The organism is Dactylosporangium sp. NPDC049742 (assembly GCF_040674675.1).
Taxonomy (GTDB): Bacteria; Actinomycetota; Actinomycetes; order Mycobacteriales; family Micromonosporaceae; genus Dactylosporangium; species Dactylosporangium maewongense.
The window spans coordinates 16403-42965 of record NZ_JBFANF010000016.1; the positions used below are offsets into that span (position 1 = coordinate 16403).

Here is a 26563-nt window from a genome sequence, read left to right on the forward strand (position 1 = left end):
TCAGGCGGTCCGGTGCGGGGTGGTGTTGAACCGGCCGCGGAACTCGTTGAGCATCTCGTCGTCGACCTCCGCACCGCTGGCGACGGCCGCGTGCACCTGCCGGAAGTAGTCCTCGTACCCGGCCGGCGTGTACAAACACAGCCCCCGCGCGGGCGCGTCGCCGGCGTTGCGGAACCCGTGCGGCGCCCCGCGCAGCGCGGCCAGCAGGCTCCCCGGCCCGGCCGTGACCTCGCCGCTGCCGTCGTGCAGCGTGAGCTCCCCGTCCAGCACGTAGAAGAACTCGTCGTGCGCGTGGTGCACGTGCGGCCGCGCGCCGACCGTCCCCGGCCCGAGCGTGAACTCCTCGAACCCGAACCGCCCACCGGTCTGCGCCGACGTCAGGCGGAACAGGTGCTCCACCCCCGCCACGTCGATCAGCTCACCGTCACCCGGCGGCACCAACAACGCCCGCATCGAGGTATCCCCGTTCATGATCACAGTCTGCCAGCCGCGCCCGAAACTCGCTGTCCCGTCCGCTTCGTCCGGTGGTACACACCCCGGGTGGAGTTTCCTGAGCTGCTCCGGCTGATCGACGAACGGTCCACCGCCTTCAGTGCCGCGGTCGCCGCCGCACCCACCCTCGACGCGCAGGTGCCGACCTGCCCCGGGTGGACGCTGCTCGACCTGGCACACCACCTGGGCGACGGCCGCCGCAAGTGGGCGTCGATCGTCGCCGCCGGACCCGCGTCCGCTCCCCCGCCACCACCCGTCCCGGCGGAACCCGCGTCACAGGATCCCTCGGCCCTGCTGCCCTGGCTGGCCGCCTCGACGCGGCAGCTGCTGGACGCGCTGCGGTCCGCCGGCCCCGACCGCGGCTGCTGGACCTGGTGGGCGGACTCGGAGTCCCCGCAGACCAGCGGCGCCGTGGCCCGCCACCAGCTCCAGGAGGTCGCCGTGCACACGTACGACGCCCAGCTCACCGCCGGCGCCCCGCAACCTCTCCCGACCGCCATCGCCCTCGACGGCGTCGAGGAGTTCCTGGCCACCTGCTGCGCCGGCGCCTACCACTGGCCGCACACCCCCGCCACCCTCGACTACCACGCCACCGAGGGCCGCTCCTGGCGCCTGTCCCTCACCGCCGACGCCGTCCGCCTCACCCGCTCCCCGGCCCCGACCCCGGCCGACGCCGCCCTGCACGCCACCGCCGGCGACCTGGTCCTCACCTTGTACGGCCGCATCCCCTTCGACGCCCTGCCCCTCACCGGCGACCGCCGCCACTTCGACCTGCTCGTCGCCTGGGACCCCGACGAACAGCCCCTGACGGCCTAGATTCGACGGGTGTCGCAGACGCACCACCTGCACGTCGACGGGGGTCGACTGATCAAGCGGTACGTGTCGTGGGCGCGCGGGGAACACCGCCGGGAGTGGGCCGTGCTGCACCGGGTGCACGCCCGATGTCCCGACCTGGTGCCCGAGCCGCTCGAAGCCGACCTGGACGCCGACCCGCCCGCCGTCACCATGGGCCTGCTGCCCGGCACCCCGCTGACCGACGACCTGGACGCCGGTCAGCAGGCCGCGTTGGCCCGGTCGCTTCGCCAGTTGTGGTCGGTGCCGTGTGCCGACCTGCCCGCACGACGGGATCACCCCGCCGAGCTCCACGCGCTGATGCAACAGCGCCTGGCGGGTCTGGACCTGCCGGGCCCGGCGGGCGAGGCCGCCCACGCCGCCCGGTCCTTCCTGGCCGGGCTCCGCCTCAGCCCCGCCGGCACCACCGTGCTGGGCCACGCCGACCCGAACCTCGCCAACTACCTGTGGGACGGTCAGCGGATCCGGATCGTCGACTTCGAGGACGCCGGACCGTCCGACCCCGAGTTCGAACTGGCCGACCTGGTCGAACACCTCGCGGCCCGACGCGCGGACTGGACCGGGTTCCTCACCACGTTCGACCTCGACGGCGACCGGCTGCTCGACGCCCGGCGGCTCTACGCCATCTTCTGGCTGCACCTGCTCCGCCCCGGCGGCCCCGCCGAACACCGCAACCCACCCGGCACCCTCGACCGGCAGGCCGAACGGCTCCTCAACCTGCTCTGACGCGCCTCAGTAGGGGTCGCCGCAGACCCGCCAGGTGCCGTCCGTGTCCTGGACGACCGGGATGTAGCGGGTCTCGTCCGAGCCGTCGGTGAAGTTCAGGTGGAGGTTGAACACGAACCGGTTCTCGAACGTCGGGCCGACCACCGGCGTCCCGGGCGCGTTGACATGGCTGGCCAGCTCCAGGCTCTTGATCTTCTTCTGCTTGGCGACGTACGCGGTGAAGGCGGCCGCGTCGAAGCGGTCGCGGGTCGCACCGCAGAGTTCGCCGTAGGCGTCGCTCGTCGCGCCGGCGCGGAGGTGGTCGACGAAGCAGAGCGCTACATGCGCTTGGCGCCGTCCTTGATGGCGGCGCGGATGCGGGAGTACGTGCCGCAGCGGCAGATGTTGCGCAGGGTGTCGAGGTCCGCGTCGGTGATGTCGCGGCCCTCGGCGGCGGTGCGGCGGACGAGGTCGACGGCGGCCATGATCTGGCCGGGCTGGCAGTAGCCGCACTGGGCCACGTCGTGGTCGAGCCACGCCTGCTGCATGGGGTGCAGGTCGCCGCCGGCGGTGGCGGCCAGGCCCTCGATGGTGGTGACCTCGTCGGTGGGGCCGAGGTCCTTCACCGGGATGGCGCACGGGTTCACGGCCCGGCCGTTGAGGTGGCTGGTGCACGCCTTGCAGACGTTGATGCCGCAGCCGTACTTGGGGCCGGTGATCCCGAGGAGGTCGCGCAGCACCCACAGCAGGCGCTCGTCGTCGGCGGCGTCGACGGTGACCTGTGAACCGTTGACGCGGAAGGTGTGCTGGGGCATGCGAGCGGCTCCTATGCAAGCCCGTCGGTGGGCGACGGCGGGATCGGCGGGACGGTCGGCTTGGGGGTGAAGGACAGCGTGCCGTGGTTGATCGGGAACGTGGTCGGCATGGTGCCGGTGGCCCGGCCGTAGGCGCACGCGACCGCGGCCATCGACGCGGCCACGCCGAGCTCGCCGGCGCCGCCGGGCTGGTCGGACGCGCTGGGCATCACGATGACCTGCAGGTCGGGTGGGGTGTTCCACTGGCGGGTGTAGAAGTAGTTGTCCCAGCTGGCCTCGAGGAAGTACCCGTCGCGCAGGTGCAGGCTGGACGTCAGCGCCAGGGCGATGCCGTCCATGACGCAGCCCATCATCTGCGCCTCCAGGCCGCGCGGGTTGACGGCGAGGCCGACGTCGACGGCGACCACCGCGCGGGTGACGCGGGGGCCGGCGACGCCGTCGCGGACGGGGCGGTTGACAGTAGCGGGCCGGCAGTCGAGCTCGACGAGGACGGCGCTGACGGCCTTGTACTCGGCGTGGAACGCGATGCCCTGCGCCACGCCGGCCGGCAGGGAACGGCCCCAGCCGCCGGCGGTGGCGACCCGGTCGAGGACGGCGCGGGAGCGGTCGTCGCGCAGGAAGGCCCGCCGGAACTGGTACGGGTCCCGGCCCATGCGGGCGGCGAGCTGGTCGACGACGAGTTCGCGGGCGCAGGTGACGTCGGGCGAGTAGACGTTGCGCATGCTGCCGGTGTTGAAGCCCTTGTCGGTCTCGTTGAGCAGCCGGCTGGTGACCCCGAAGTCGTAGGACATCGTCTGGCTGAGCTGGAAGAACGTCTCGGAGAAGCCGATGTCGCCGACGGGCAGCCGGGCGGCGAAGGCGGTGATGATCTCGCCGAGGCCGTGGCTGAGGTCGGTGGCGACGCTGGTGTGCCGCTGGTCGTAGCTGAGGACGGTGTTGCCGAGGTACGCGGCGCGCACCCGCGACGTCGCCATCGGGTGCACGCGGCCCTGGCGGGAGTCGTCGGCGCGGTGCCACATGAGCTTCACCGGCCGGCCGATCTTCTGGGACACCTCGGCGGCCTCGAGGGCGGCGTCGAAGAACAGTTTGCGGCCGAACGAGCCGCCGCCCTCGGTGACGTGGACGGTGACGGCACCGGCCGGCAGGCCGAGCTTGGCGGCGATCGCCTGCTTGGCGACGATCGGCGCCTTGAGCGCCGACCAGATCTCGGCGCGGCCGGCGCGGACGTCGGCGATGGCGCAGTTGGGCTCCAGGGCGCTGTTGTTGCGGAAGTGGAAGGTGAAGCGGGCGTCGACGACCGGGGTCGGCGCCCGCAGCCCGATCGGCAGCTCGGCGAGGGCGAGCTCCTGCCGGATGGTCTGGTCGGACTTGCCTTCGGCGGTGCCGGGCCGCCAGGTGACGCGCAGGGCTCGGACGGCGTCGATGCACTGGCCGAACGTCTGGGCGCGGACGGCGACGCCGGTGCCGATGACGACGACGTGGGTGACGCCGGGCATCGCCTGGACCTCGGCGAGGTTGGCGACCGAGCCGACCTTGCCGTTGATGGTCGGCGGGCGGCAGACCATGGTCGGTTTGGCGTCGGGGACGTCGAGGTCCATGGCGAAGCGCTTGCGGCCGGTGACGGCGTCGCGGGCGTCGACGCGGTTGTGGGGCTTGCCGATGACGGTGAAGCTCTCGCGGGCGGTGAGCTCCACCGCCACCTGTGTCGTGCGGGCGCTCGCCGCCGCGACGGCGAGCGCTCCGATGTCGAGGTGCCGGCCGGAGCGATCGGTGATCACTCCGGCCCGCAGGGTCAGGTCGGCCACGGCGGTGCCGAGGGACTGGGCGGCGGCCTGCAGCAGCCGGGTCCGGGCGATCGCGGCGGCGACCCGGATCGGCGTGTAGGTGGCGATGGTGGTGTTGGAGCCGCCGGTCAGCTGGTTGAACAACAGCTCGGGCCGGGCGTCGGCGAGGGTCACCCGCACCCGCTCCAGCGGCACGGACAGTTCCTCGGCGATCAGCATTGCGGTGGAGGTGGTGATGCCCTGCCCGACCTCGGCGCGGGGCAGCGCGAACGACACGGTGCCGTCCGGGGTGACCTCGACGGAGATGAGGCCCGAGGTCGGCAGGGCGGCCACGGTCATGAGGTCGTTGAGGTCCACGATGTCGGTGATGTCGGCGGCGGCGGAGGCGGGTGCCGGGGCATCCAGTGCGGCGGCGGTCACCAGTACAGGAGCGGCGACGACGAAGCCGATGAACTGCCGCCGCCGGATGCCCTCGCTCACGACGGCCGGTTGATGGTGGGGATCTCGATCTTCGTCTCCTGACCCTTGGTGAGGTAGAAGAGGATGTACTGGCGGACCGCCTCGTCGACGACCCACGCGGCGGCGGGAACGAGCGGCAGCGGCATGAGGCCCTCGCGGAACTTCACGAGCGGCGGCCAGACGGTGGCGATCAGCGGGTCCCACACCGGCTCGCGCGGGATGGCGTCCCAGTCGGCGACCTGGTTGCCCACGAGGTACCGGGCGAGCGCGTTGCACAGCGGCCGGCTGACGCTGCCGGGGCTGGTCTGCTCGGCGAGCTGGCCGAGCAGGACGTCGGTGAGGATGACACCTTCCGGGGTCGGTCCCATGTTGCGGGGCAGGACCTGGTCGGACTGGGCGTTCGCGGCGGTCCACGTGGCGGGGATGTACTCGTCGCGGATGCCGAGCAGGTGCGCGGTGACCTGCCAGACGTGCAGGTAGGCCTCGGCGTCGGCGGCGGGGATCGGCACCTTCCACTCGCGCATCTTGCGCATCGCGAAGGTCGGCAGGGTGTGCCAGGTGACGAGCATGTCCTCCTGGCTGATCGGGATGGTGCCGTCCCAGTGCGGGGACTGCTGCAGCAGGTGCCGGACGGCGGCGTGCACGAGCCGGGTCTTGACGGCGTTGACGATGCAGTTGCCGTCGGGGCGGTAGGCGTTGAGCGCGCCGACGGCGAAGCCGAGGATGCTCGTCTTGGCGACGCGGTCCTCCATGTCGGCGCCGCCCTTGGAGTAGTAGACCGCGCGGGCCTCCTTGGGGATGGCGGTGCTCAGCATGCCGCCGCCGACGCCGTTGAGCAGGTTGAGGTAGAGGCCGCGGGACTTGTTGAAGGTGGCGGCGGCCTCCAGCTTGCCGCGGTCGGCCCAGTCCGGCAGCTGCCGGGCGTGGTCGATGAACGCCTTCACGTCGGCGGGCAGTCCGGCGGGCGTGGGCTGGTCGTTGCGGGTCCAGTCCCACAGCAGCCGGTTGACCTCCGGGACGCCGCCGCGGTCGAGCAGCGACGCGACGAGCGGGTCCGCCTCCTCGTCCCACACCCAGCGCGGGTCGGCGCCCGCGCCGGCGCCGGCGATCGATCCTTCGGGGGCCCAGGTCCAGGCCGGCGTCGCGACGCTCAGCGCGCCGAGCGCCCCGAGGGCGCCGCCGGCCATCAGCACTTTGCGTCTGCTCAATTCCGTCATATCGATGTTATCCAATTCATGAAGGGCGGTTGGTCTGCGGGATCTCGATGCTGATCGGGCCGGCTTCGGACAGGAACAGCAGCGCCGCCTTGCGCAGGAACTCGTCGAAGAGCCAGTACGCCTGCGGGGCGAGCGGGAAGGGCAGCAGCCCTTCGCGGACGGCGATGAACGGCCCCCAGGCGACCTTGAGCAGCGAGTCCCAGACCGGCTCGCGCGGGATCCGCAGCCACCCGGCGATCTGGTCGCCGAGCATGAAGCGGGTGAAGGAGCCCAGGATCGGCTTGGTGAGGATGCCGGCGTCGACGACGGCGCCCAGGCTGAGCAGGATGTCGGCGAGCTTGATGCCCTCCGGGGTCGGCGCCAGGACCGGGGTGAGGACCTGGGCGGCCTGCGAGTTGGCCTCGGCCCACGACGCGGGGATGTACTCGTCGCGGATGCCGAGCATGTGCGCGCCGACCTGCCACGAGTGCAGGAACGCGTCGGACTCGGCGGCGGGGATCGGCACCCGCCAGTCGGTCAGCTTCTGCATCACGGTGGTGGGCAGGCTGTGCCAGGTGACCATCATGTCGCGCTGGCTGATCGGGATCTGCTCGTCGGCGGCGCCCGGCCAGTACGGCGACTGCGGCAGCAGGTGGCGCACGGCGGCGTGGACGAGGCGGGTCTTGACGCAGGTCACGATCATCTCGCCGTCGGGCTGGTAGGCCTTGAGCGAGCCGATGTCGTAGCCGAGCTTGGCGGTCTTGGAGATGCGGTCCTTCATGTCCGCGCCGCCCTGGGAGTAGTACACGGCCCGGGCCTCGTGCGGGATGACGGTGCTCATCATGCCGCTGGCCAGGCCGTAGAGGACGCCGAGGTAGAGGCCGCGCTTGCGGTTGAACTCGACGGCCAGGGCCAGCTTGCGCTGGTCGGTCCACGCGGGCAGCTGGCGGGCCCGCTCCATGAAGTCGCGCAGGTCGGCCGGCAGCCCGTCGGGCAGCGGCTGGCCGTTCTTCTTCCAGGTGCGCAGCAGCGCGTTGACCTGCGGCACGTCGCCGCGGTCGAGCAGCGACGCGACCAGCGGGTCGGCCTCGTCGTCCCACACCCAGCGCGGGTCGGCGCCGGGTCCCGCGCCGGCCACCGACCCGGCGGGCGACCAGCTCCAGGCCGGCGTGGCGACGCTCAGCGCGCCGAGCGCGCCCAATGCAGTGCCGGTGGTCAATACCTTGCGCCGGCTGATGTTGCCCATGCCTTCGCCTCCTTCGAGTACCGGACCGGCGGTGATACGATGAAACGCATCCCGCGTCCGTGTATCATCGATGACAACACATGGTGTCGGCAATCACAAGGCATCCAGTGACATCGACTGCCGGGCAGGGCAGAATCGGCACCAGCAGGAGGTGATCGTGGACCCGGACCAGTCGTTGCTGGAGCGCGCCTACCTCGACGCCGTCGAGCGCGTCGACGACCTCGACGAGGCCCGCGGCCGCATCCTCGACGCGGCCTACGAGCAGTTCTGCCGCATGGGCATCCAGCGGTCCACCATGGAGGACGTGGCCCGGCGGGCCCGCGTCTCCCGGATCACCGTCTACCGGCGGTTCGCCACCAAGGACCTCCTCGTCGAGCACGTCGTGCGCCGCGAGTTCCGGCGCTACTTCGAGGTGTTCCTCACCGACATCCAGCAGGCCGAGACCGTCGCCGACCGGGTCGTGTTCGGCTTCGTGAGCTCGCTGCGGGCGATCCGGCGCAACCCGCTCATCGGCGGGCTCATGGCCGCCGAGCCCGACCTGCTCATGCCGTCGATGCTCGGCGACGGCGGGCAGACCCTCGCCACCGTGCGGCAGTTCGTCGCCGGGCAGCTGCGCCAGGAGCAGCGCGCCGGCAACCTGCCCGGCGACCTCGACGCCGACCTCGTCGCCGAGATGATGGTCCGGGTCTCCGCGTCGTTCCTCGCGATCCCGAGCAAGGTCGTCGACCTCGACGACGAGGAGCAGCTGGCGGCGGTCGCCCGCCAGTTCCTCGTGCCGATGCTGCGCCCGGAATGAAGCCATGGACGCCGACCTTCCCCCCGAGGTGGCACTGCTCGCCCGCGGCCTGACCCGGATCGGGCTCAGGCCCGGCGGCAGGCTGCTGATCGTCCTGCCCGGCCGGGCCGAGCAGTGGCTGATCGACCTCGCCGCCGCCTCGCTCGGCGCGGTGCCGGCGGCGGTCGACCCGGCGACGCGCCCCGACCGGCTGCGGCACCTCGCCCGCCACGCCGCACCGCAGCTGCTCGTGCTGGAGAGCGCCGCCGAGCTGGCCAGGTGGCGGCCGATCCTCGCGGACCTGCCGAGCCTGCGCCGGATCGTCCTCGTCGACGATCCGGCGCCGCACGAGCTCAGCCTGGCCACGGTCTCCCTGACCCAGGTGCGGGAGGCGGGCCTGCTCACAGCCCCAGCGACCGGCCGATCACTTCCTTCATGATCTCCGTGGTGCCGCCGTAGATGGTCTGCACCCGCGAGTCCAGGAACGCCTTCGCCACCGGATATTCGCGCATGTACCCGTAGCCGCCGTGCAGCTGCAGGCAGCGGTCCACGGTGCGCTGCTGCAGCTCCGTGCACCACCACTTCGCCATCGCCGCCGTCTCGGCCGTCAGCGTCGGCTCGACCAGGCAGCGGTCCACGAAGACCCGGCCGAGGCGCAGCTCCGTCGCCAGCTCCGCCAGCACGAACCGGTTGTGCTGGAAGCTGCCGATCGGCTTGCCGAACGCCTGCCGCTGCCGGCAGTACGCCACGGTCTGCTCGAACACGGTCTCGGCCGCGGCGAGCGCGGCGACGGCGATCGACAGCCGCTCGAAGGGCAGGTTCCGCATGAGGTACGCGAAGCCCTGCCCCTCCTCGCCGAGCAGGTTCGCGGCCGGCACCCGCACGTCGGAGAAGAACAGCTCGGCGGTGTCCTGCGCCTTCTGCCCGATCTTGTCGAGGTTGCGGCCCCGCTCGAAGCCGGCCATGCCGCGCTCGACGACGAGCAGGCTGATCCCCCGGTGCCCCGCCGCCGGGTCGGTACGGGCGACGACGATGACGAGGTCGGACAGGATGCCGTTGCTGATGAACGTCTTCCGCCCGTTCAGGACGTACGTGTCGCCGTCGCGCACCGCGGTGGTGGTGATGCCCTGCAGGTCGCTGCCCGCACCCGGCTCCGACATGGCGATGGCGGTGATGATGTCGCCGGAGCAGAAGCCCGGCAGCCACCGCCGCTTCTGCTCCTCGTCGGTGAGGTCGGTGAGGTACGGGCCGATGATGTCGTTGTGCAGGCCGAACGCGGGCCCGGTCGCGCCGGCGCTGGCGAGGCCCTCGGTGAGCACGGCGCTGAACACCCGGTCGGTGACGCCGGCGCCGCCGTAGCGCTCGTCGACGAAGAACCCGAGCAGGCCGGCGGCGCCGGCGGCCCGCCACACGTCCCGGTCGACGACCCCGTCGGCCTCCCACCGCTCGTGGTGCGGGGCGATCTCCTTGTCGATGAACGCCCGCACCAGCTCGGCGAACGCCCGGTGCTCGGCGGTGAAGACGGTGCGCTCCACGGTGACTCCCTACTGGGTCATGGCTTTGACGGCGGCGATCAGGCGGCGCGGGTCGGGCCCGAGGGGCATCACGTTGAGGATCGTGACGCCGGCGTCGCGGTATGCCCGCACCCGGTCCCGGACGTAGCTCTCCGGCCCGATGAGGCTGGTCCGTTCCAGCAGCTCCGCCGGCACGGCGGCGGTCGCCTCCTCCTTGCGGCCGGCCAGGTACAGCTCCTGGATGCGGTCGGCCTCGGCGGCGAACCCGTACCGGCTGACGAGGTCGTGGTAGAAGTTGCGGTCCTTGGCGCCCATCCCGCCGACGTAGAGCGCGATCAGCGGGCGGGCCAGGTCCCGCAGCCCGGTGACGTCGTCGCCGATCGCGAGGGGCCCGCCGGCGGCGATCTCCAGCGGCCCCAGCGCCGGGTCGCGCTTCTCCTGCCCGGCGGCCAGGGCGGCGCCCCACACGTCGGCGGCGCGGGAAGGGTCGTAGAGGAACGGCATCCAGCCGTCGGCGAGCTCGGCGGTCATCCGCACGTTGCGGTCGCCGAGCGCCGCGACGTAGATCGGGATGCTGTCGCGGACCGGGCGGCTGAGGATCTTCAGCGGCTTGCCGAGGCCCGTCCCGGCACCGGGCGGGAGCGGCAGCTGGTACGCGCCGTCGTTGACCAGGGTCTCGCGGCGCCACACCCTCCTGCAGATGCCGATCAGCTCGCGGGTACGGGCGAGCGGCTTGTCGTACGGGACGCCGTGCCAGCCCTCGACGACCTGCGGCCCGGACGCGCCGACGCCGAGGATGGCGCGGCCGCCGGAGACCGCGTCGAGGCCGGCGGCGGTCTGCGCGATGAGCGCGGGGGTACGGGAGTACAGCGGCAGAATCGAGGATCCGATGCTGAGCCTCGTCGTCTTCGCCGCGAGGTAGCCCATGACGGTCGGCGCGTCGAACCCGTACGCCTCGGACACCCACACGATGTCGAGCCCGTCGTCCTCCCAGGTCGCGACGCGGTCGGCGGCCGCCCTCGGGTCGGCGTCCACCGGTAGTGCGGTGGCGATGCGCATCAGGGGCCTCCCAGCCAGTCCTCGAGGACGTCGTCGGTGTGCTGCCCGGGCGCCGGTGGCAGGCCACCGATCGCGCCCGGGGTCCGCGAGAAGCGGGGTGCGGCGGCGGGCTGCACGATGCCGTTGTGGACCTCGAAGGTGCCGCGGGCGACCAGGTGCGGGTGGCCCGCGGATTCGGCGAGCGACAGCACCGGCGACACGCACGCGTCGGTGCCGTCGAACACGGCGGTCCACTCCGCTCTGGTACGGGTGGCGAATACCGCTGTGAGCCGCTCCCGTAGTACGGGCCAGCCCTTGACGTCGTGCTGGGCGGGCAGGTCCGGGTCGGCGTCGAGGCCGAGCAGGCGCAGCAGCTCGGCGTAGAACTGCGGCTCCAGGGCACCGACGGCCATGTGCCCGCCGTCGGCGGTGGCGTAGACGGCGTAGAACGGGGCGCCGCCGTCGAGCAGGTTCCGCCCCCGCTGCGGGCGCCAGGCGCCGGTGGCGAGGAACCCGGCGAACATCGTGGTGAGGTGCGCGGTGCCGTCGACGATCGCAGCGTCCACGACCTGCCCCACGCCCGTGGTGCGGGCGACGTGCAGCGCGGCGAGGCAGCCGACGACGAGGTACAGCGAGCCGCCGCCGAAGTCGCCGACGAGGTTGAGCGGGATCTGCGGCGGGCCGTCGGCGGCGCCGATCGGGTGCAGGGCGCCGGCGAGCGCGATGTAGTCGACGTCGTGCCCGGCGGTCTGCGCGAGCGGGCCGTCCTGACCCCAGCCGGTCATCCGCCCGTACACCAGGGCCGGGTTGCGCTCCAGGGCCGCGTCCGGGCCGACGCCGAGGCGTTCGGCGACGCCGGGGCGCCAGCCCTCCACGACGATGTCGGCCTTCGCGGCGAGGTCGAGGACGCGGCCGGCGCCGGCAGGGTCCTTCAGGTCGACGACGATCGAGCGCTTGCCGCGGTTGAGCAGGTCGGTGCGGGGATCGCCGGCGGCCAGCGGCCCGGGCTCGGGGCGGTCGACGCGCACGACGTCGGCGCCGAGGTCGGCCAGCAGCATGGCGGCGAACGGTCCGGGCCCGATGCCGGCGAGCTCGAGGACCCTGACACCCGTGAGCGGTCCGGTCATGCCGCCACCTCCGCCCCGCGCCGCCGATTCGCGGCTCCTGCGCTGTGCTCCGGTCCGGTCATGCGTCCCACCTCGGCGTGCTGCCCTGTACCAACGCTGCCGCCGCGGCACGGAAGTCCGGGCCTGACAGGGACTCCCCCATCAGGCGGACGGCGTCGGCGGTCGCATCCGCTGCGGTGCTGTCCAGGCCGGCCCACACCTGGCGCCGGATGACGGCCATCGACGACGGCGCGCAGTGCACGGCGAGGTCGGCGGCGTAGGCCTGGGCGGCGGGCAGGACCTCGGCGCGGGGCAGGACCCGCTGCGCCAGGCCCATCCGCTGCGCCTCCGCCGCGTCGATCTTGCGGCCGGAGACGAGCAGGTCCATGGCGTTGCCGATGCCGATGAGGCGGGGCAGCAGCCAGGCGCTGCCGTACTCGGCGATGAGGCCGAGCCGGCTGAACGCGGTGGACAGGCGCGCCTCCGCGGCGAGGAACCGCACGTCGGCGTAGAGGGCGTGGACGAGCCCGAGGCCCGCGGCGCCGCCGTTGACCGCGGCGACGATCGGGGTGCCGAGGGTCAGCGGCAGGTGCGGCTCGAAGCCGAGTTCGTGCAGCAGCCGGTCGCGGTGCCCGGGGTCGAGCAACGCCTGCAGCGCGGCGGGGTCGGCGCCGGCGCAGAACCAGTCCCCGGCGCCGGTGACGACGATCGCGCGGACCGCAGGGTCGTCGTCGGCCGCCTTGAGCGCCGCGTAGTAGTCGCGGAACATCTCCCACGTCATGGCGTTACGGTGGTCCGGCCGGTCGAACCAGATCGTGCGTACGCCGTCGCGGGTCTCGACCCGCAGGGCACTGCTCATCGCGCTCCCTCTTTGACTTTTGACATTTGATACTATTGGCGGATGTCCAAGCTGTCAGACGGTCGCCCGCAGTTGTCGGAGACCGTGGCGAGCCTGCTGCGGGACCGGATCATGTCCGGCCAGCTGCGGCCCGGCTCGCGGATCCGGCTCGAGCAGGTCGCCGAGGAGACCGGGCTGAGCATCACCCCGGTCCGCGAGGCGCTGCTGATGCTGCGCGCCGAGGACATGGTCGAGCTGCAGCCACGCCGCGGGCACGTGGTCGCGCCACTGTCCCGGCAGGACATCATCGACGTCTTCGGGCTGCAGGGGCACATCGCCGGGGAGCTGGTCGCCCGGGTCGCCGCCGTCATCACCCCGGCGCAGCTGGACGAGCTGCGCGCGGTGCACCAGCGGCTGGCCAAGGCCGCGCAGGCGCGGCAGGCGAGCAAGGTGGAGCAGCTGGAGTTCGAGTTCCACCGCGGCATCAACCGGCTCGCCGACGCCCGCAAGCTGTCGTGGCTGCTGCGGGCCGCGACCCGCTACACCCCGACCCGCTTCTACGCCGCCGACGCCGCCTGGCGCGCCGCCATGGTCACCGACCACGAGGCGCTGCTGACGGCCCTGGCGGCCAACGACGCCGACGCGGCCCGCCCGGTCATGGCCCGCCACTTCACCGACGGCGCCGAGCGCCTCGTCAAGCACCTCGACGACCTCGGCCTCTGGACCGCCTGACCTGGCCTTTTGCTGCCCTTCGACGTCCGTCACGGTGAGTGATACGGTGACAGCACGCGCGACCTGCCGGTTTGGAAAGATGCTGTAAGGTGCTCTGAGAGCGGAACGCAGCACACCGGAACCCACCCGGTCACGACCTGCCGCCTCGCTGCCGAACGGGCTTCTGGACGGCCAGCCGGACGACCTGCGCGCCGGCCTGCGCGACGGGCTGCAGGGCAACCTGCCGGACGGGCCGCCGGACGACCTGCCGGACGGGCCGCACGACGGCCTGCCGGACGACCCGCGCGCCGGGCTGCTGGGCGACCTGCCGGACGGACTGTTGGGCGACCTGCCGGACGGGCTGATGGACGGGCTTCGCAACGGCCGACCTCACCCGCGCCCGTGACGCAGCTTGAACATCGTCAGCGACGTGCGCATCGCCTTCTCGGCGGGCTGCAGGGTCAGCAGGTCGATCGGCGGGCGGAAGCGTTGCCACGTCACGGACTTGGCTCGGCTGAACTCGCGCAGCCCGTCGGCGCCGTGGACCCGGCCGAAGCCTGAGTCGCCGACGCCGCCGAAGGGCAGCGCGGGCACGGCGGCGTAGCCGAGCACCGAGTTGACCGAGACCGCGCCCGCCCGCAGGCCCGCGGCGAGCGCCTGCCCGGTCGCGCGGCGGCGGGTGAAGATGGAGCCGGCCAGCCCGTAGGTGGTGGCGTTCGCGCGGCGCAGCGCCTCGTCGGCGTCGGCGACCCGGTTGACGATCAGCACCGGACCGAATGTCTCCTCGGTGACGGCGGTGCTGTCCTCGGGGACGTCGGCGAGCAGGACCGGGTCGACGAACGGCGGGCGCACCGAGGCCGCGTCGCCGACGACCGCCCGGCCGCCGCGGTCGATCGCGTCGGTGATGTGCCGCCGGACGATCTCCGGCTGCGTGGGCGTGGTCATCGGCCCGTACGGCGCGTCGGCCTCGGGGCCCGGCCGCACCTCGCGCAGCAGCGGGGTCAGCGCGGCCAGGAAGGCGTCGTGGACGGCGTCGACGACGTAGATGCGCTCGACGCCGGCGCAGGTCTGGCCCGCGTTGCCGAGGCCGCCGAACACCGCGGCGTTCGCCGCGGCCGTCAGGTCGGCGTCGGCGGTGACGATGAGCGCGTCCTTGCCGCCGCCCTCGATGACGACCGGGGTGAGCCGCTCCGCGCAGGCCGCCATGACGCGACGGGCCGTGGCCGCGGAGCCGGTGAACGCGATCTTGTCCACGTCCGCCCGGCACAGCGCGGCGCCGGTCGCGCCGTCGCCGGTGACCACCTGCAGGACCGGGTGCTCGGGCACCAACGAAGACCAGAGCGAGGCGAGCCATGACCCGACGCCGGGCGTGAACTCGCTGGGCTTGAACACGACCGCGTTGCCGGCGGCGAGCGCGTGGGAGATGGAGCCCATCGGCGTGTAGAAGGGGTAGTTCCACGGGCCGATCACACCGACCACCCCGAACGGCACGTACTCGACGGTGCTGGCCTGGTTGAAGGCGAGCATGCCCGAGGACACCGAGCGCCGCCTGAGCACCCGGCCGGCGTGGCGGGCGGCCCAGTCGAGGTGCTCGACGGTGAGCATCACCTCCAGCAGCGCCCCCGCGAGAGGCTTGCCGGTCTCCTCGCGGATCAGCGAAGCGAGCTCGGTGACCCGCCGGGCGATCGACGCCTTGAACGCCAGCAGGTGATGCCGCCGCTGCCGGGCGGTGAGGCCCGCCCACCAGCCGGCGGCGGCGCGGGCGCGCTCCACCGCCGCCTCAACAGCCACCTCGTGCGCGACGGTCGACGTCATCGAGACCTCCCTGACATTTGATATTCGATAGTTTAGCCTCGGTGTCAATCCCCGCGTTCACGACGGCATCCATGGAGGAACCAGCTGTGGAATACAACGACGAACAACGATCCCTGGTGGCCGCGGTGCAGGACTTCTGCCGCCGTGAGGCCGGCAGCCGGGAGCAGCGCCTGGCGCTGACCGACGGGGGCAGGGAGAACCACAGCCCCGAGCTCTACCGCAAGATGGCCGACCTCGGCTGGCTCGGCATGGCGCTGCCGGAGGAGTTCGGCGGCGGTGGCGCCGGCATGGTCGACCTGTGCCTGTTCCTGGAGACGACCGCGAAGGCGATGGCCCCGATCGGCGGCTTCACCACCTCGATCATCGTCGCCGCCGCGTACGAGCGCTTCGGCTCGCCCGAGCAGAAGAAGGTCGTCCTCGGCGGGGTCGCCCGCGGCACCATCGAGGCGATCGCCATGTCGGAGCCCGAGGCCGGCTCGGACGTGGCGAACCTCAGCTGCCGCGCCGAGCGCCGCGGCGACGAGTGGGTGGTCAACGGGCAGAAGACGTGGTGCTCCAACGCGCACCTCGCCGAGCGCATCCTGCTCGTCGCACGCACCAGCGGCCGCGCCGGTGACCACAGTGGACTCACGATGTTCCAGGTCCCCACGACGGCCGCCGGCCTGACCGTCTCCGGCATCGACACGATGGGCGGCCGGGAGGTCAACGACCTGTACTTCACCGACTGCGCGCTGCCCGCGGACGCCGTCGTCGGCACGCTCGACGCCGGCTGGCGTCAGCTGATGGCTGGGCTCAACCTGGAGCGGCTGATCCTCGCCAGCCTCATGCTCGGCACCGCGCAGCGCGCGTTCGACGACGTCGTGGACTACGTGAAGGGGCGGCGCCAGTTCGGCCGGCCGATCGGCTCGTTCCAGGTGCTGCGGCACCGCCTCGCCGACCTCGCCACCGAGATCGAGTGCGCCCGGCTGCTCGTGTACGCGACGGCCGCGCAGGTCGACCGCGCGCCCAACACGGTGCTGCCGCGGGAGACGTCGATGGCGAAGTTGAAGGCGACCGAGACCGCCCGCCGGGTGACCCTCGACGCGATGCAGATGATGGGCGGCTACGGCTACGCCACCGAGTTCGACATGGAGCGCCTGGTCCGCTCGTCGATCGTCTCCACGGTGTACGGCGGCACCAGCGAGATCCAGCGCGACATCATCGCCAAGACCTACGGACTGCACGAAGTTAGCCGAGATTCACAGTAGGTCCGCGCGGATACTTCCCAAGAAGTTAACGCTGACTTACAGTGCCTCCTACGCGATCCACGGGCGTCGCCAGCACTGCTGGCGGCGCCCCACGGGCGTCGCCGGGAAAGCGCGCCGCGACGCCTCACGGGCCCCCGCCCGCCCCCTCGAGGCAACCATGTGATCGAAGTGGAGTTCCCATGCTCCGAATCAAAGCCCTTACCGCCGCCGCCCTCGTCATGGTCACCGCCACCGCCTGCGCCGAGGACACCGCCGAGCCGCAGCGCGCCGCACCCAGCTTCTCGAAGCCGCCGATCACCGTCGGCTTCCTCAACCCGAACGGCGGGCCGGTCCCGCAGCCCGGCACCGACACCGGCGTCAAGGCCGCCCTCAAGTACGTCAACACCGAGCTGGGCGGCATCAACGGCCACCCGCTCGAGGTCGTGTACTGCGACACCGACACGACCCCGGAGAAGGCGCAGTCGTGCGCCAACACGTTCGTGGAGAAGAAGGTCGTCGCCGTCATGGACGGCTACAACCTGTCCTCCAGCGCCACCCTGCCCGCGCTGACCGCCGCGCAGATCCCGCTCGTCGGCATGATCCCGTTCGACTCCGTCACCGGCGCCAAGGCCGAGAACCGGGTGTTCTTCGCCGCCCCGCAGGCGTCGTTCCTCGTCGGCGCGCTCCAGGCGTTCAAGACCGCCGGGAAGACGTCGGTCACCCTCGCGCTCGTCGACACACCGTCGTCGCACCAGACCATCGACAACCTGCTGCCGGTGCTGGCGAAGACCCTCGGCATCACCGCCAAGGGCATCTACTTCTCCCCCACCAACCCCAACTTCACCGCCGTCGCCTCCACCATCGCCCAGGACAAGCCCGACGTCGGCGGGCTCGTCGCCTCCCCCAGCGAGGCCGTGTGCACGGCGCTGGTGAAGGCGCTGCGGCAGCTGCAGTACAAGGGCGACATCTTCACCGCCGCCTGCACCGACTACATCAAGGCCGGCCCCGCGCAGGCCGCCGGCGGGGCGCTGTACTCCTCCAACTGGCTGCCGGTCGCGGCGAAGTACGTGCCCGCCGAGCTGCAACGGGAGCTGTCCCTCGCCACGAAGTACATCGACGGCGTCGAGGGCGGCACCGGCGGCTACTACGCCGTCGGCGAGTTCGCGCTGCTGGTGAACTTCGCCAAGGCGATGTCCGGCGCCGCCGAGACCGACCTGACCGGCCCCGGCGTGCTCAAGACGCTCAAGGGCCTCAAGGACTTCCCGAGCTTCCTCGGCCCGCGGCTCAACTGCGGCAGCGCCACCTCACCGAACTGCACCACGCAGATCCTGCTGTACGTCGTGCAGCCCGACGGCTCGGCGAAGCCCGTCACGGACACCTGGATCACGCCGGTCCCGCAGGTCCTCGCCGCGATCCCGGGCGCGGTGTAGCAGCACCATGGATCAGGTCCTGCTCTTCCTCACGCTCGGCTTCGCCGCCGGCGCCGTGTACGCCGTCATCGCCACGTCCATCGTGGCGCTGCACGTCGCCACCGGGGTCCTCAACTTCGCGCAGGGATCCCTCGCGCTGTGGGGCGTCTGGGTCGTCGCCGAGCTGCGCCGCAGCGGCACGCTCGTGCTGCCGGTCGGGTCGGTGCCGCTCGCCGACGGGCCGCTGTCCGCGTGGACGGCGGTGGCGCTCGGGGTGCTGAGCACGGCGGCGCTGGCGTTCGCCGCGCACTGGCTGGTGTTCCGGCCGCTGCGCGGCGCGCCACCGCTGTCGCAGGTGGTGGCGTCGGTCGGGCTGATGCTCGCGATCGGCTCGCTGGTGCCGCTGCGGTTCCGGACCGACGGTGCGCTCGCGGCGCCGCTGCTCACCGACCGGACGCTCGGGGTCGCCGGGACGCGGCTCAACGTGAGCGACCTGATCCTCCTCGCGGTGGCGTTGACCGCGACCGTGGCGTTCTCGGTGTACTTCCGGCGGACCCGCTGGGGCGTCGCGACCCGGGCCTGCGCCGAGGACGAGCGGGCCGCCCGGCTCACCGGCCTCTCGCCGGACCGGCTCGCCGCCGTCGCGTGGCTGTGCACCGGCGCCGCGACGTCGCTGGTCGCGGTCCTCGCCGCGCCGACCGTCGGGCTCGACCCGATCGGGTACATGTTCTACGTCCTGCCCGGGCTCGCCGCGGCGCTGCTGGCCCGGCTCACCTCGGTCATGACCGCGGGGCTCGCCGGCATCGGCATCGGCTGCTTCCAGTCGCTGCTGCTGCTGGCGAGCACCATCGACGGCTGGCCCACGTGGGCGCAGGCCGGGCTCGGCGACGCGGTGCCCTTCGTGCTCGTCGTCGTCGCGCTCGTCGTCCTCGGCCGCGGCATCCCCGCCCGCGGCGCGCCCAGCGCGGACCGGATGCCGGCGGTGGTGCTCCCCCGGCGCCGGCTGCGGGCGGGCCTGCTGCTCGCGGCCGCGGCCGCCGCCGCGATCGCCCTCACGTCCGGCAGCTGGCGCTTCGGCGTCGTCACCTCGATCATCATGGCGCTGATCGCCCTGTCGCTGGTCGTGCTCACCGGCTACCTGGGGCAGATCTCCCTCGCCTCCATGGCCTTCGCCGGTACCGGTGGCTTCGTGCTCTCCAGGGCCACCGTCGCCTGGGGGCTGCCCTTCCCGCTCACCGTCCTCGTGTCGGCGGGCGTCGCCACACTCGTCGGGGTCGCCGTCGGCCTGCCGGCGCTGCGGATCCGCGGCGCCCAGCTGGCGGTGGTCACGCTCGCCGGCGCGATCGCCATCCAGCAGCTCGTGTTCGCCAACCCGGCGCTGACCCCGTTCGAGGGCAACCTCATCGACGGGCCCACCCTCCTCGGCTGGAACCTCGAGGTGCGGCGCGGCACCGACCTGACGACGACCGCGTTCGCCGGCACGGTCGTCGTCGTGGTCGGGGTGCTCGCCGCCGCCGTCGCGCGGCTGCTCGCCGGCACTACCGGGCAGGCGTTCCTCGCGGTGCGCGCCAACGAGCGCGCGGCGGCCGCGGCCGGCATCGACGTGGCCCGCACGAAGCTCGCGGGGTTCGCCGTCGCCGCGTTCCTCGCCGGGGTCGGCGGCTGCCTCATCGGGTACAGCCGCTCGCAGCTGTCCGCGGAGTCGTTCAACGTCATCGTCGGCCTCGGCGTGCTGTGCATGACCTACGTCGGCGGCATCACCCGGATCGGCGGCGCCGTCATCGCCGGTCTCGTCGCGCCGCTCGGGGTGCTGTACACGCTGCTCAACACGACGTTCGGCCTCGGCCGGTACTACACCCTCATCGCCGCGTGCGCGCTCGTCGTCACCGCGGTGCTCAACCCCTCCGGCGTCGCCGGGCAACTCCACCGCCGGAAGGTCATCGCCGGGCATCTCCCCCGCCGGAAGGTCGCGGCATGACGCTCCTGGAAGCCACCGGACTCACGGTGCGGTACGGCGGCGTCCTCGCCAACACCGACGTCACCCTGCACGTCGGCGCCGGCGAGGTGGTCGGGCTGATCGGGCCGAACGGCGCCGGCAAGACCACGTTCGTCGACGCCGTCACCGGCTTCACCGCCGCCCGCGGCACCGTCACCCTCGCCGGGCGGCGCCTCGACGGGCTCCCGCCGCACGCCCGCCGCCGCGCCGGGCTGGCCCGCACCTGGCAGGCCGGCGAGCTCTTCGGCGACCTGACCGTGCGGCAGAACGTCGCTGTCGCCGCCGCCCGGGGCCCGCTGCGCAACCTGTGGAGCGACCTGACCGGGCGGGCCGCCCGTACCGGCGACGTGGACGCGGCACTGGAGATGTTCGGCCTGCAGTTCGTGGCGGACCGGCGCCCCGGCGAGCTGAGCCTGGGCCGGCAGAAGATCGTCGGGGTGGCCCGCGCACTCGCCGGCGGAACCCGCGCGGTCCTGCTCGACGAGCCGGCCGCCGGCCTCGACACCGACGAGAGCGCCGAGTTCGGCGGGCACGTGCGGGCGATCGCGGCGGCGGGCCTCGGCGTGCTGCTCATCGACCACGACATGAACCTCGTCTTCGACGTCTGCGATCGGGTGTACGTCCTGGACTACGGCGCCGTCATCGCCGCCGGCACGCCCCGCGAGGTCCGCGCCGACCCGGCCGTGCGGACCGCGTACCTCGGCGCCCCGGCCGAAGCCGGCACCCCGCCCGAAGCCGGCACCCCGCCCGAAGCCGGCGCCCCTCAGGAGGTGCCCTCATGACCGCCGTCCTGAAGCTGGCGGGCGTCACCGCCGGCTACGCGGGCGTCCCCGCCGTGCGGGACCTCGACCTGGAGGTCGGCGAGGGCGAGGTCGTCGCACTGCTCGGCCCCAACGGCGCCGGCAAGACCACGACGCTGCTCACCGCCGCCGGCGTCATCGCCCCGGCCGCCGGCACCGTCACCGCGTACGGGAAGCCGCTGCACCGGCGCGTCGAACGCAACGCCCGCGCCGGGCTCGTCCTCGTCCCCGACACGCGCGGCGTGTTCCACGGCCTGACCGTCCGGGAGAACCTGACCCTCGCCGGGCGGGCCGACCTCGGCCGGGTGCTGGAGCTGTTCCCCACCCTGGAGCCGCTGCTGTCACGCCGGTGCGGGCTGCTGTCCGGCGGCGAGCAACAGACGCTCGCCATCGCCAAGGCCCTCGTCAGCATGCCGCGGATCCTGCTGATCGACGAGCTCAGCATGGGCCTGTCCCCCATCGCCGTGCAGGCGATCCTGCCGACCGTCCGCGCGCTCGCCGACCGGCTCGGCGTCGCCGTCGTGCTCGTCGAGCAGCACATCGACCTCGCCCTGACCGTCGCCGACCGGGCCGTCGTGCTCCACCACGGCCGGGCCGTCCTCGCCGGATCCGCCCGCCGGCTGCGCGCGCAGCGGCACACCGTCGCCGAGGCGTACTTCGGCGCGTCACCTTCTACGATCGGGAGGTCCTGATGGAACTCACCGCCCGGCAGCGCGCCGCGCTCGCGAGCATCTGCGACACCTTCGCGCCCGGCGACGGCGACGGCATCCCGTCGGCGCGCGAGATCGGCGCCGTCGACATCATGGCCGGTCTCGTGCTGGGCAACCCGCGCGCCGCCGAGACCCGGCAGTTCCTGCAGCTGCTGACGCTGTGGGACTCGCCGCTGGCCGCGCCGCTGCGCGGCGGCGGGCCGCGCTCGTTCACCCGGCAGCCGCAGGCCCGGCGGGAGGCGATCCTGCTGGGGCTCGCCGAGTCCGGCAACGCCCGCAAGCGGGCGCTGTTCCAGGCGCTCAAGGGCGCCGCGACGCTCTCCTACTACCTGGCGCCCGGCCCGACCGGGCACTCGCCGCTGTGGGACGCGATCGGATATCCGGGCCCCCTCGGTACCAGAGCCGACGCCGCGGAACCGCCGCTGCGGCCGATCCGGCCAGCCGGACCGACCGTCCTGGACTGCGACGTGGTGGTCGTCGGATCCGGGGCGGGCGGCGGGACCGCGGCCGCCGTCCTCGCCGCCGCCGGGCTCGACGTCGTCGTCGTGGAGAAGGGCGCCTACCACGACGACCGGGACTTCGACGGCGGCGAGCTGTCCGGCCTGTCCCGGCTCTACGCGCCCGGCCCGGCCGCGACCGCCGAGGGGCAGCTGAGCCTGCTGCAGGGCCAGGGCGTCGGCGGCGGCACCGTCGTCAACTACTCCACGTCGTTCCGCACCCCGGCCGGTGTACGCGACGAGTGGGCGTCGCACGGCGTGCCGCAGTTCGCCACCGACGAGTACGACGCCTCGCTCGACGCGGTCTGGACCCGCCTCGGCGTGAACCTCGACCACGGCGCGATCTCCTCCCGCGACGCCCTCATGGAGGCCGGGCTCACCAAGCTCGGCTGGCACGTCGCGGAGATGCCGCGCAACGTCATCGGCTGCGACACCGGCATCGAGTGCGGCCGGTGCGGCCTCGGCTGCCGCATCGGCGCCAAGCAGTCCGTGGCGAAGACCTGGCTCGTCGACGCGCAGCGGGCCGGCGCGCGGCTGCTCGTCGGCGTCGGCGTGCGGACCGTGACCGTCGCGGCCGGCGCCGCCACCGGCGTCACCGGGCACACCGCCGACGGTTTCCCGGTCACCGTGCGCGCCCGGGCGGTCGTCGCCGCCGCGGGCAGCATCCAGACGCCGGCGCTGCTGCGCCGCTCCGGGCTCACCAACCCCAACATCGGCCGGCACCTGCACCTGCACCCGGCCACCGGCGTCTGGGGCACGTTCGCCGAGGAGGTCCGCCCGTGGGAGGGCGGGATGCAGACGCGGTACTCCACCGAGCACGCCGACCTCGACGGCCGCGGCCACGGCGTCATCTACGAGACGGCCGCCACCAACCCGGCGATCGCCGTGTCGTTCATGAGCTGGCGCGGCGCGCGGTCGCACCTCGCCCAGATGCGCGCCCTGCCGCACCTCAGCGGCGTCGGCGTCATCACCCGCGACCGCGACGCCGGCCACGTCACCGTCGACCGCGACGGCGAGCCCGTCGTGCACTACCGGCTCTCCGCGTACGACGCCGCCCACATGCGGGCCGGGATCGCCGGCGCGGCCCGCATCGTGGAGGCCGCCGGCGCGCTGACCGTCTTCTCCGGCCACCAGCGCGGCCTGACGTGGGAGCGCGGCAAGGGCTCGATCGACGACTTCATCGCGTACACCGGCGGCCTCGGCACCGCGCCCGGCGAGCTGTCGATGGCGGCGCTGCACATCATGGGCGCGGCCCGCATGGGCGGCTCCCGGGACACGTCGGCCACGGACCCCGACGGCGCGACGTGGGAGGTCCCGAACCTCGTCGTCGCCGACGCCTCCTGCTTCCCGGCGTCGTCCGGCGTCAACCCGATGATCTCCGTCGAGGCGATCGCCCACATGAACGCCCACCGTCTCGCCGCGGCGCTCCGCAACTAGGATCGGCGGCGTGACGCTGCCGACCCCGACCGTGGAGCGGCTCGCCCACTCCGTCGCGGTCTTCAACGGGTACGCCAACGCCGACCGGACCTGGCTCGACTTCGTCGCGCGGACCGCGCCGGGCGCCGACCTGTCGCGGCCGGAGCACCGGCGGCTGCTGCACCGGTGGCTCAACTCGTGGGGGTGCCGCATCCGGTACCCGCGCGACGGCGAGCCGGACCTGTTCGACGCCGGGGTCGCCGGCTGGTGGGCCGCGTCCGGCGCGACCCTGCCGGCCGGCCCGCTGCGCCTGGCCTCCGACGCCGACCTGGCCGCGCTCGGCACGGCGTACGCCACCCTGTCCGCCGTGCCGGCCGGTCCCCGCCGCACGCTCGGCCCGACCGCCGCCGCCAAGGCCCTGTACGCGCTGCGCCCCGACACCGTGATGCCCTGGGACGCCGCCATCGCGGTCACGCTGCACGGCGCCCGCGACGGCGCGGCCTTCACCCGCCACCTGACCCTGGGCCGCGCCTGGGCGGCCGCGCTGGTCGCCGCGTCCGGCGTCGACGACGCTTCGCTGCCCGCGGTCCTCGGCCGCCCGTCGGTCTCGCTCGCCAAGCTCCTCGACGAGTACACGTACGTCCGCATCACGCTCGGACACGAACCGTCCTGACGCGCACCGCACGGTGCCCGTGCCGGCAGACGTGTCAGACCAGCAGCTGCGCCGGAAGCCGCACCTCGGCCACGACGCCGCCGCCGGGGGCGGGCGACAACTGGACCGCGATGCCGTGGCGGGCCGCCAGGCAGCTCACCGCGTAGAGCCCGATCATGTTGCTGTTCGGTGGGCCGGGGCGGGCGAGCTGGTCGTTGAGCTCGGCAAGCTGATGGGGCGACATCCCGATCCCGTCGTCCTCGACGGTGATGCGCAGGCGGTCACCGACCTTGCGGGCGGTCACGTCGACCATCGAGTTCGGCGGTGAGAACTGCGTGGCGTTGTCGAGGAGCTCGGCGATCAGGTGGACCACGTCGAAGACCGCGAACGCGGCGATGCGCTGGTTCCGGTCGACCGCGATGTAGCGGACGCGGGTGAAGGACTCGATCTCGGACTGCGCGCTGCGCAGCACGTCCGCGACGGGAGCCGGGTCGCGACGGCGGCGGACGGGGTCCACGCCGGCGAGGGCGAGCAGGACCTCGTCCGACCGGCGGATCCGGCCGGCCAGGTGGTCCAGGTTCAGCAGCTCCGCCAACCGGTCCGGGTCCTGTTCCCGGTCGGCCAGCTGGTGCACCGCGGCGCGCAGGCGGACGCCCAGGTACGCCGTCCGGCGGACCAACTTGCCGGACACCGCCGAGGTCATGGCCTCCGCCTCGGCGGCGCGCAGCGCGGCCGAGGCGCGGAGCAGGTGGACGTAGACGTCGACGACGCCGGGGTGGTATCCGCGCCGCACCGACGGGAACTCCGGCGGGTCGGGGATGCGCGCCGATCCGTTGGCGAGGGCCGTGTAGGCGCGGGTGAGGTACTCGTCGACCGCCGCAGGGTCGTCGCCGCGGCCGTCGGCGGCGAGGCCCGGCGGTGGCAGGCCCAGCCCGGCCGGCGTCCAGGCGGGACGCGGGAAGGGCACGGACGGGACCGGGCCGTCGACGTCGTCGCCGAGGAGCCGCCCGGCCTCCGCCCGGCTGCCCACCGGGCCGCGGGTCAGCTCCTGGTGCCGCCGCTCCGCCAGCTCCAGCCGCTTCGCCGCATCGCGCTCGGCCGCCGTGCGCAGCGCCCGCAGGTGCGCCACCTCCGCCCCGATCGCGGCGGCTTCGGCCTTCGCCTCCTCGGCGGCCTGCTCGGCCGCCCGCAGCCGCTGCTCCGCCTGCTCCGCGGCGAGCACCGCGAGGACCGCGTCCTGCTCCGCCTTCGCCCTGGCGACGGTGGCCGCCTCGACCTGGGCCTTCGCCTCGGCGACGATCTCGTCGTACTCCTGCTGGGCGGCGCCGACGATCTGCTCCGCCTCGACGCGGGCGGCGTGCACGCTGCGCAGGTCGAGGGTGTCGCCCTGCGGCGCCGGCGGTTCGTCGGGGCCGGCGTCGGCCGGATGCGCCGACAGCAGCGCCCGCGCCGCCGCGACGACCGGCGGGATCTCCTGGCCGGCCAGCTCCTCCAGCACTCGCCTGGCGGTCACCGCACGGCCCGGCTGGCCGCCGAGCCACTGCCCGAGGGTCGTCACGGCACCGAGCCGGACCTCGGGGTGCGGGCTGTCGAGGGCGGCGCGCAGCGAGGCCGGCAGCGGCACCGGTTTGATCACCGCACCGGCGAGGCTGCGGGCGAGCCAGATCTTGCCCTCGCCGCCGTAGATCCACCGCTGCGGTGTCTGCGCCGCCTGCTGCCGCCGGACGAAGTCGAACGCGTAGGTGTAGGCGTCGTCGACGGAGATGTAGCCGTCCCGGTCGGTGTCCGCGTCGCCCGACCGCAGGCCCTCGATCATGCCGGTGGTGAACACCGACCCGGCGACGAGCGCGCCCGGCAGCACCTCGCCCTCGAACGAGTACTCGCCGGCCCGGGAGGCGGTGAGCACCGCACGGCCGCGGCCGCTGCTGCCGATGAGGTGCCGTTCGAGGTTCACCTCCGGATCGCCCTTCGCCCCGTCGGAGAACGCGCCGCTGAAGCAGCAGTCGAGGATGACGACCTGGCGGGCCCGGCACTCGTCGAGCTGTTCGAGCAGCCACCTCGACTCGACGCCGGTGGAGCCGAGGTGGGTGGTCCTGGAGTCGGTCGCCGCGAAGTACAGCCGGCCGCGCCGGTCCCGGACGCCGTGGCAGGAGAGGTACACGACGAGCAGGTCGTCGGGGTCCCGGCCGGCGAGGAAGCCCTCCACCTCGACGCGGATGTCGTGCGCGGTCCGGTCGACGAGCGACGTCACCGCGAACCCGCCGATGGCGGGGTCGGCGAGGACCTCGGCGAGCCCGGCCGCGTCGTGGGCCGGCGCGCGCAGCTGGCTCAGCGCGGGATCGGCATACGTCGCGGTGGCGATGACCAGGGCGAACCTGGGTCCAGGGGGCAGTTCAGGCGCGGGTGCTCGGCCGCGCACGCCGGACCTCGCCGTTCAGCTCCCCGGCACCACGGTGCACGTCGATCACCAACCGCCCTCCTCCGCGTCACCGTCCGTTCTATCACTCGCCG

25 protein-coding genes are annotated in these 26563 nt (G+C 73.4%); 12 read left to right on the forward strand and 13 right to left on the reverse strand.

Annotation, left to right across the window (positions count from 1 at the left end; translation table 11 throughout):
• The gene (locus AB0J72_RS21115; RefSeq protein WP_363401136.1) at nucleotides 1–471 is read right to left on the reverse strand and encodes a cupin domain-containing protein; all 471 of its coding nucleotides are present in this window, start codon (nucleotides 469–471) and stop codon (nucleotides 1–3) included.
• Nucleotides 472–540: 69 nt separating this feature from the next.
• Here AB0J72_RS21115 and AB0J72_RS21120 point away from each other — a divergent pair, with 69 nt between their 5' ends.
• A complete protein-coding gene (locus AB0J72_RS21120) occupies nucleotides 541–1308 on the forward strand; it encodes a maleylpyruvate isomerase family mycothiol-dependent enzyme (protein ID WP_363401139.1) in 768 nt (255 codons plus the stop codon).
• Nucleotides 1309–1317: 9 nt separating this feature from the next.
• Entirely contained in the window at nucleotides 1318–2070 is a 753-nt protein-coding gene (locus AB0J72_RS21125; protein ID WP_363401141.1) for an aminoglycoside phosphotransferase family protein, read from the forward strand.
• Between the two features lie 6 nt (nucleotides 2071–2076).
• Here AB0J72_RS21125 and AB0J72_RS21130 read toward each other — a convergent pair whose 3' ends face one another.
• The 5 genes from AB0J72_RS21130 to AB0J72_RS21150 form a co-directional block, all read right to left on the reverse strand.
• Complete coding sequence (locus tag AB0J72_RS21130) at nucleotides 2077–2214, reverse strand: hypothetical protein (protein ID WP_363401143.1); 138 nt, start codon at nucleotides 2212–2214, stop codon at nucleotides 2077–2079.
• Nucleotides 2215–2387: 173 nt separating this feature from the next.
• Nucleotides 2388–2864, reverse strand: a complete 477-nt coding sequence (locus tag AB0J72_RS21135) for a (2Fe-2S)-binding protein (RefSeq protein ID WP_363401145.1) — start codon at nucleotides 2862–2864, stop codon at nucleotides 2388–2390.
• 11 nt (nucleotides 2865–2875) lie between these two features.
• Entirely contained in the window at nucleotides 2876–5128 is a 2253-nt protein-coding gene (locus AB0J72_RS21140) for a molybdopterin cofactor-binding domain-containing protein (RefSeq protein WP_363401147.1), read from the reverse strand.
• On the reverse strand, nucleotides 5125–6324 hold the full coding sequence (locus AB0J72_RS21145; RefSeq protein ID WP_360569941.1) for an oxygenase MpaB family protein: 1200 nt from the start codon (nucleotides 6322–6324) through the stop codon (nucleotides 5125–5127). The genes AB0J72_RS21140 and AB0J72_RS21145 overlap by 4 nt, the downstream gene beginning before the upstream one ends.
• Nucleotides 6325–6340: 16 nt before the next feature.
• Nucleotides 6341–7549 (reverse strand): oxygenase MpaB family protein, encoded by a 1209-nt coding sequence (locus AB0J72_RS21150; RefSeq protein ID WP_344505437.1) that lies wholly within the window; start codon nucleotides 7547–7549, stop codon nucleotides 6341–6343.
• Nucleotides 7550–7706: 157 nt separating this feature from the next.
• Here AB0J72_RS21150 and AB0J72_RS21155 point away from each other — a divergent pair, with 157 nt between their 5' ends.
• Entirely contained in the window at nucleotides 7707–8345 is a 639-nt protein-coding gene (locus AB0J72_RS21155) for a helix-turn-helix domain-containing protein (protein WP_344505438.1), read from the forward strand.
• Nucleotides 8346–8349: 4 nt separating this feature from the next.
• The gene (locus tag AB0J72_RS21160) at nucleotides 8350–8763 is read left to right on the forward strand and encodes an AMP-binding protein (RefSeq protein ID WP_344505439.1); all 414 of its coding nucleotides are present in this window, start codon (nucleotides 8350–8352) and stop codon (nucleotides 8761–8763) included.
• On the opposite strand, the gene AB0J72_RS21165 is transcribed toward AB0J72_RS21160, so the two are convergent.
• The 4 genes from AB0J72_RS21165 to AB0J72_RS21180 are packed head-to-tail and all read right to left on the reverse strand — an operon-like array spanning nucleotide 8726 to nucleotide 12841.
• Nucleotides 8726–9859 carry an acyl-CoA dehydrogenase family protein gene (locus tag AB0J72_RS21165; RefSeq protein WP_363401150.1) on the reverse strand — a complete coding sequence of 378 codons (1134 nt, stop codon included), beginning with the start codon at nucleotides 9857–9859 and terminating at the stop codon, nucleotides 8726–8728. The genes AB0J72_RS21160 and AB0J72_RS21165 overlap by 38 nt on opposite strands.
• Before the next feature lie 9 nt (nucleotides 9860–9868).
• On the reverse strand, nucleotides 9869–10897 hold the full coding sequence (locus AB0J72_RS21170) for an LLM class F420-dependent oxidoreductase (RefSeq protein WP_363401152.1): 1029 nt from the start codon (nucleotides 10895–10897) through the stop codon (nucleotides 9869–9871).
• A complete protein-coding gene (locus AB0J72_RS21175) occupies nucleotides 10897–12003 on the reverse strand; it encodes a CaiB/BaiF CoA-transferase family protein (RefSeq protein ID WP_363401154.1) in 1107 nt (368 codons plus the stop codon). Before AB0J72_RS21175 ends, AB0J72_RS21170 begins: the two co-directional genes overlap by 1 nt.
• A gap of 58 nt (nucleotides 12004–12061) precedes the next feature.
• Nucleotides 12062–12841, reverse strand: a complete 780-nt coding sequence (locus tag AB0J72_RS21180; RefSeq protein WP_363401156.1) for an enoyl-CoA hydratase-related protein — start codon at nucleotides 12839–12841, stop codon at nucleotides 12062–12064.
• Nucleotides 12842–12883: 42 nt separating this feature from the next.
• Between AB0J72_RS21180 and AB0J72_RS21185 the strand changes: the two genes are divergently transcribed.
• On the forward strand, nucleotides 12884–13552 hold the full coding sequence (locus AB0J72_RS21185) for a GntR family transcriptional regulator (protein ID WP_363401158.1): 669 nt from the start codon (nucleotides 12884–12886) through the stop codon (nucleotides 13550–13552).
• Nucleotides 13553–13682: 130 nt separating this feature from the next.
• Here AB0J72_RS21185 and AB0J72_RS21190 read toward each other — a convergent pair whose 3' ends face one another.
• Nucleotides 13683–13925 (reverse strand): hypothetical protein, encoded by a 243-nt coding sequence (locus AB0J72_RS21190; RefSeq protein ID WP_363401160.1) that lies wholly within the window; start codon nucleotides 13923–13925, stop codon nucleotides 13683–13685.
• Nucleotides 13922–15346, reverse strand: a complete 1425-nt coding sequence (locus AB0J72_RS21195; protein ID WP_363401162.1) for an aldehyde dehydrogenase family protein — start codon at nucleotides 15344–15346, stop codon at nucleotides 13922–13924. Before AB0J72_RS21195 ends, AB0J72_RS21190 begins: the two co-directional genes overlap by 4 nt.
• A 71-nt stretch (nucleotides 15347–15417) precedes the next feature.
• Here AB0J72_RS21195 and AB0J72_RS21200 point away from each other — a divergent pair, with 71 nt between their 5' ends.
• From AB0J72_RS21200 to AB0J72_RS21230, 7 genes are all read left to right on the forward strand, one after another.
• A complete protein-coding gene (locus tag AB0J72_RS21200; protein ID WP_363401164.1) occupies nucleotides 15418–16593 on the forward strand; it encodes an acyl-CoA dehydrogenase family protein in 1176 nt (391 codons plus the stop codon).
• 179 nt (nucleotides 16594–16772) lie between these two features.
• Nucleotides 16773–18002, forward strand: coding sequence for an ABC transporter substrate-binding protein (locus tag AB0J72_RS21205; RefSeq protein WP_363401166.1), 1230 nt, complete (start codon nucleotides 16773–16775; stop codon nucleotides 18000–18002).
• Nucleotides 18003–18009: 7 nt separating this feature from the next.
• A complete protein-coding gene (locus tag AB0J72_RS21210; protein WP_363401168.1) occupies nucleotides 18010–19959 on the forward strand; it encodes an ABC transporter permease in 1950 nt (649 codons plus the stop codon).
• On the forward strand, nucleotides 19956–20759 hold the full coding sequence (locus AB0J72_RS21215; protein WP_363401170.1) for an ABC transporter ATP-binding protein: 804 nt from the start codon (nucleotides 19956–19958) through the stop codon (nucleotides 20757–20759). The genes AB0J72_RS21210 and AB0J72_RS21215 overlap by 4 nt, the downstream gene beginning before the upstream one ends.
• The gene (locus tag AB0J72_RS21220) at nucleotides 20756–21469 is read left to right on the forward strand and encodes an ABC transporter ATP-binding protein (protein WP_363401172.1); all 714 of its coding nucleotides are present in this window, start codon (nucleotides 20756–20758) and stop codon (nucleotides 21467–21469) included. Before AB0J72_RS21215 ends, AB0J72_RS21220 begins: the two co-directional genes overlap by 4 nt.
• Nucleotides 21469–23421, forward strand: a complete 1953-nt coding sequence (locus AB0J72_RS21225) for a GMC family oxidoreductase (RefSeq protein ID WP_363401174.1) — start codon at nucleotides 21469–21471, stop codon at nucleotides 23419–23421. The genes AB0J72_RS21220 and AB0J72_RS21225 overlap by 1 nt, the downstream gene beginning before the upstream one ends.
• 10 nt (nucleotides 23422–23431) lie before the next feature.
• Complete coding sequence (locus AB0J72_RS21230) at nucleotides 23432–24073, forward strand: hypothetical protein (RefSeq protein WP_363401176.1); 642 nt, start codon at nucleotides 23432–23434, stop codon at nucleotides 24071–24073.
• Nucleotides 24074–24107: 34 nt separating this feature from the next.
• Here AB0J72_RS21230 and AB0J72_RS21235 read toward each other — a convergent pair whose 3' ends face one another.
• The gene (locus AB0J72_RS21235) at nucleotides 24108–26471 is read right to left on the reverse strand and encodes an ATP-binding protein (protein ID WP_363401178.1); all 2364 of its coding nucleotides are present in this window, start codon (nucleotides 26469–26471) and stop codon (nucleotides 24108–24110) included.
• Nucleotides 26472–26563: the final 92 nt, after the last annotated feature.

Coding starts and splice junctions, on each gene's coding strand:
- AB0J72_RS21115 (WP_363401136.1), bottom strand. CDS start 471: ATGAACGGGGATACCTCGATGCGGGCGTTGTTGGTGCCGCCGGGTGAC.
- AB0J72_RS21135 (WP_363401145.1), bottom strand. CDS start 2,864: ATGCCCCAGCACACCTTCCGCGTCAACGGTTCACAGGTCACCGTCGAC.
- AB0J72_RS21145 (WP_360569941.1), bottom strand. CDS start 6,324: ATGACGGAATTGAGCAGACGCAAAGTGCTGATGGCCGGCGGCGCCCTC.
- AB0J72_RS21150 (WP_344505437.1), bottom strand. CDS start 7,549: ATGGGCAACATCAGCCGGCGCAAGGTATTGACCACCGGCACTGCATTG.
- AB0J72_RS21160 (WP_344505439.1), top strand. CDS start 8,350: ATGGACGCCGACCTTCCCCCCGAGGTGGCACTGCTCGCCCGCGGCCTG.
- AB0J72_RS21170 (WP_363401152.1), bottom strand. CDS start 10,897: ATGCGCATCGCCACCGCACTACCGGTGGACGCCGACCCGAGGGCGGCC.
- AB0J72_RS21175 (WP_363401154.1), bottom strand. CDS start 12,003: ATGACCGGACCGCTCACGGGTGTCAGGGTCCTCGAGCTCGCCGGCATC.
- AB0J72_RS21180 (WP_363401156.1), bottom strand. CDS start 12,841: ATGAGCAGTGCCCTGCGGGTCGAGACCCGCGACGGCGTACGCACGATC.
- AB0J72_RS21185 (WP_363401158.1), top strand. CDS start 12,884: ATGTCCAAGCTGTCAGACGGTCGCCCGCAGTTGTCGGAGACCGTGGCG.
- AB0J72_RS21195 (WP_363401162.1), bottom strand. CDS start 15,346: ATGACGTCGACCGTCGCGCACGAGGTGGCTGTTGAGGCGGCGGTGGAG.
- AB0J72_RS21200 (WP_363401164.1), top strand. CDS start 15,418: ATGGAGGAACCAGCTGTGGAATACAACGACGAACAACGATCCCTGGTG.
- AB0J72_RS21205 (WP_363401166.1), top strand. CDS start 16,773: ATGCTCCGAATCAAAGCCCTTACCGCCGCCGCCCTCGTCATGGTCACC.
- AB0J72_RS21210 (WP_363401168.1), top strand. CDS start 18,010: ATGGATCAGGTCCTGCTCTTCCTCACGCTCGGCTTCGCCGCCGGCGCC.
- AB0J72_RS21215 (WP_363401170.1), top strand. CDS start 19,956: ATGACGCTCCTGGAAGCCACCGGACTCACGGTGCGGTACGGCGGCGTC.
- AB0J72_RS21220 (WP_363401172.1), top strand. CDS start 20,756: ATGACCGCCGTCCTGAAGCTGGCGGGCGTCACCGCCGGCTACGCGGGC.
- AB0J72_RS21225 (WP_363401174.1), top strand. CDS start 21,469: ATGGAACTCACCGCCCGGCAGCGCGCCGCGCTCGCGAGCATCTGCGAC.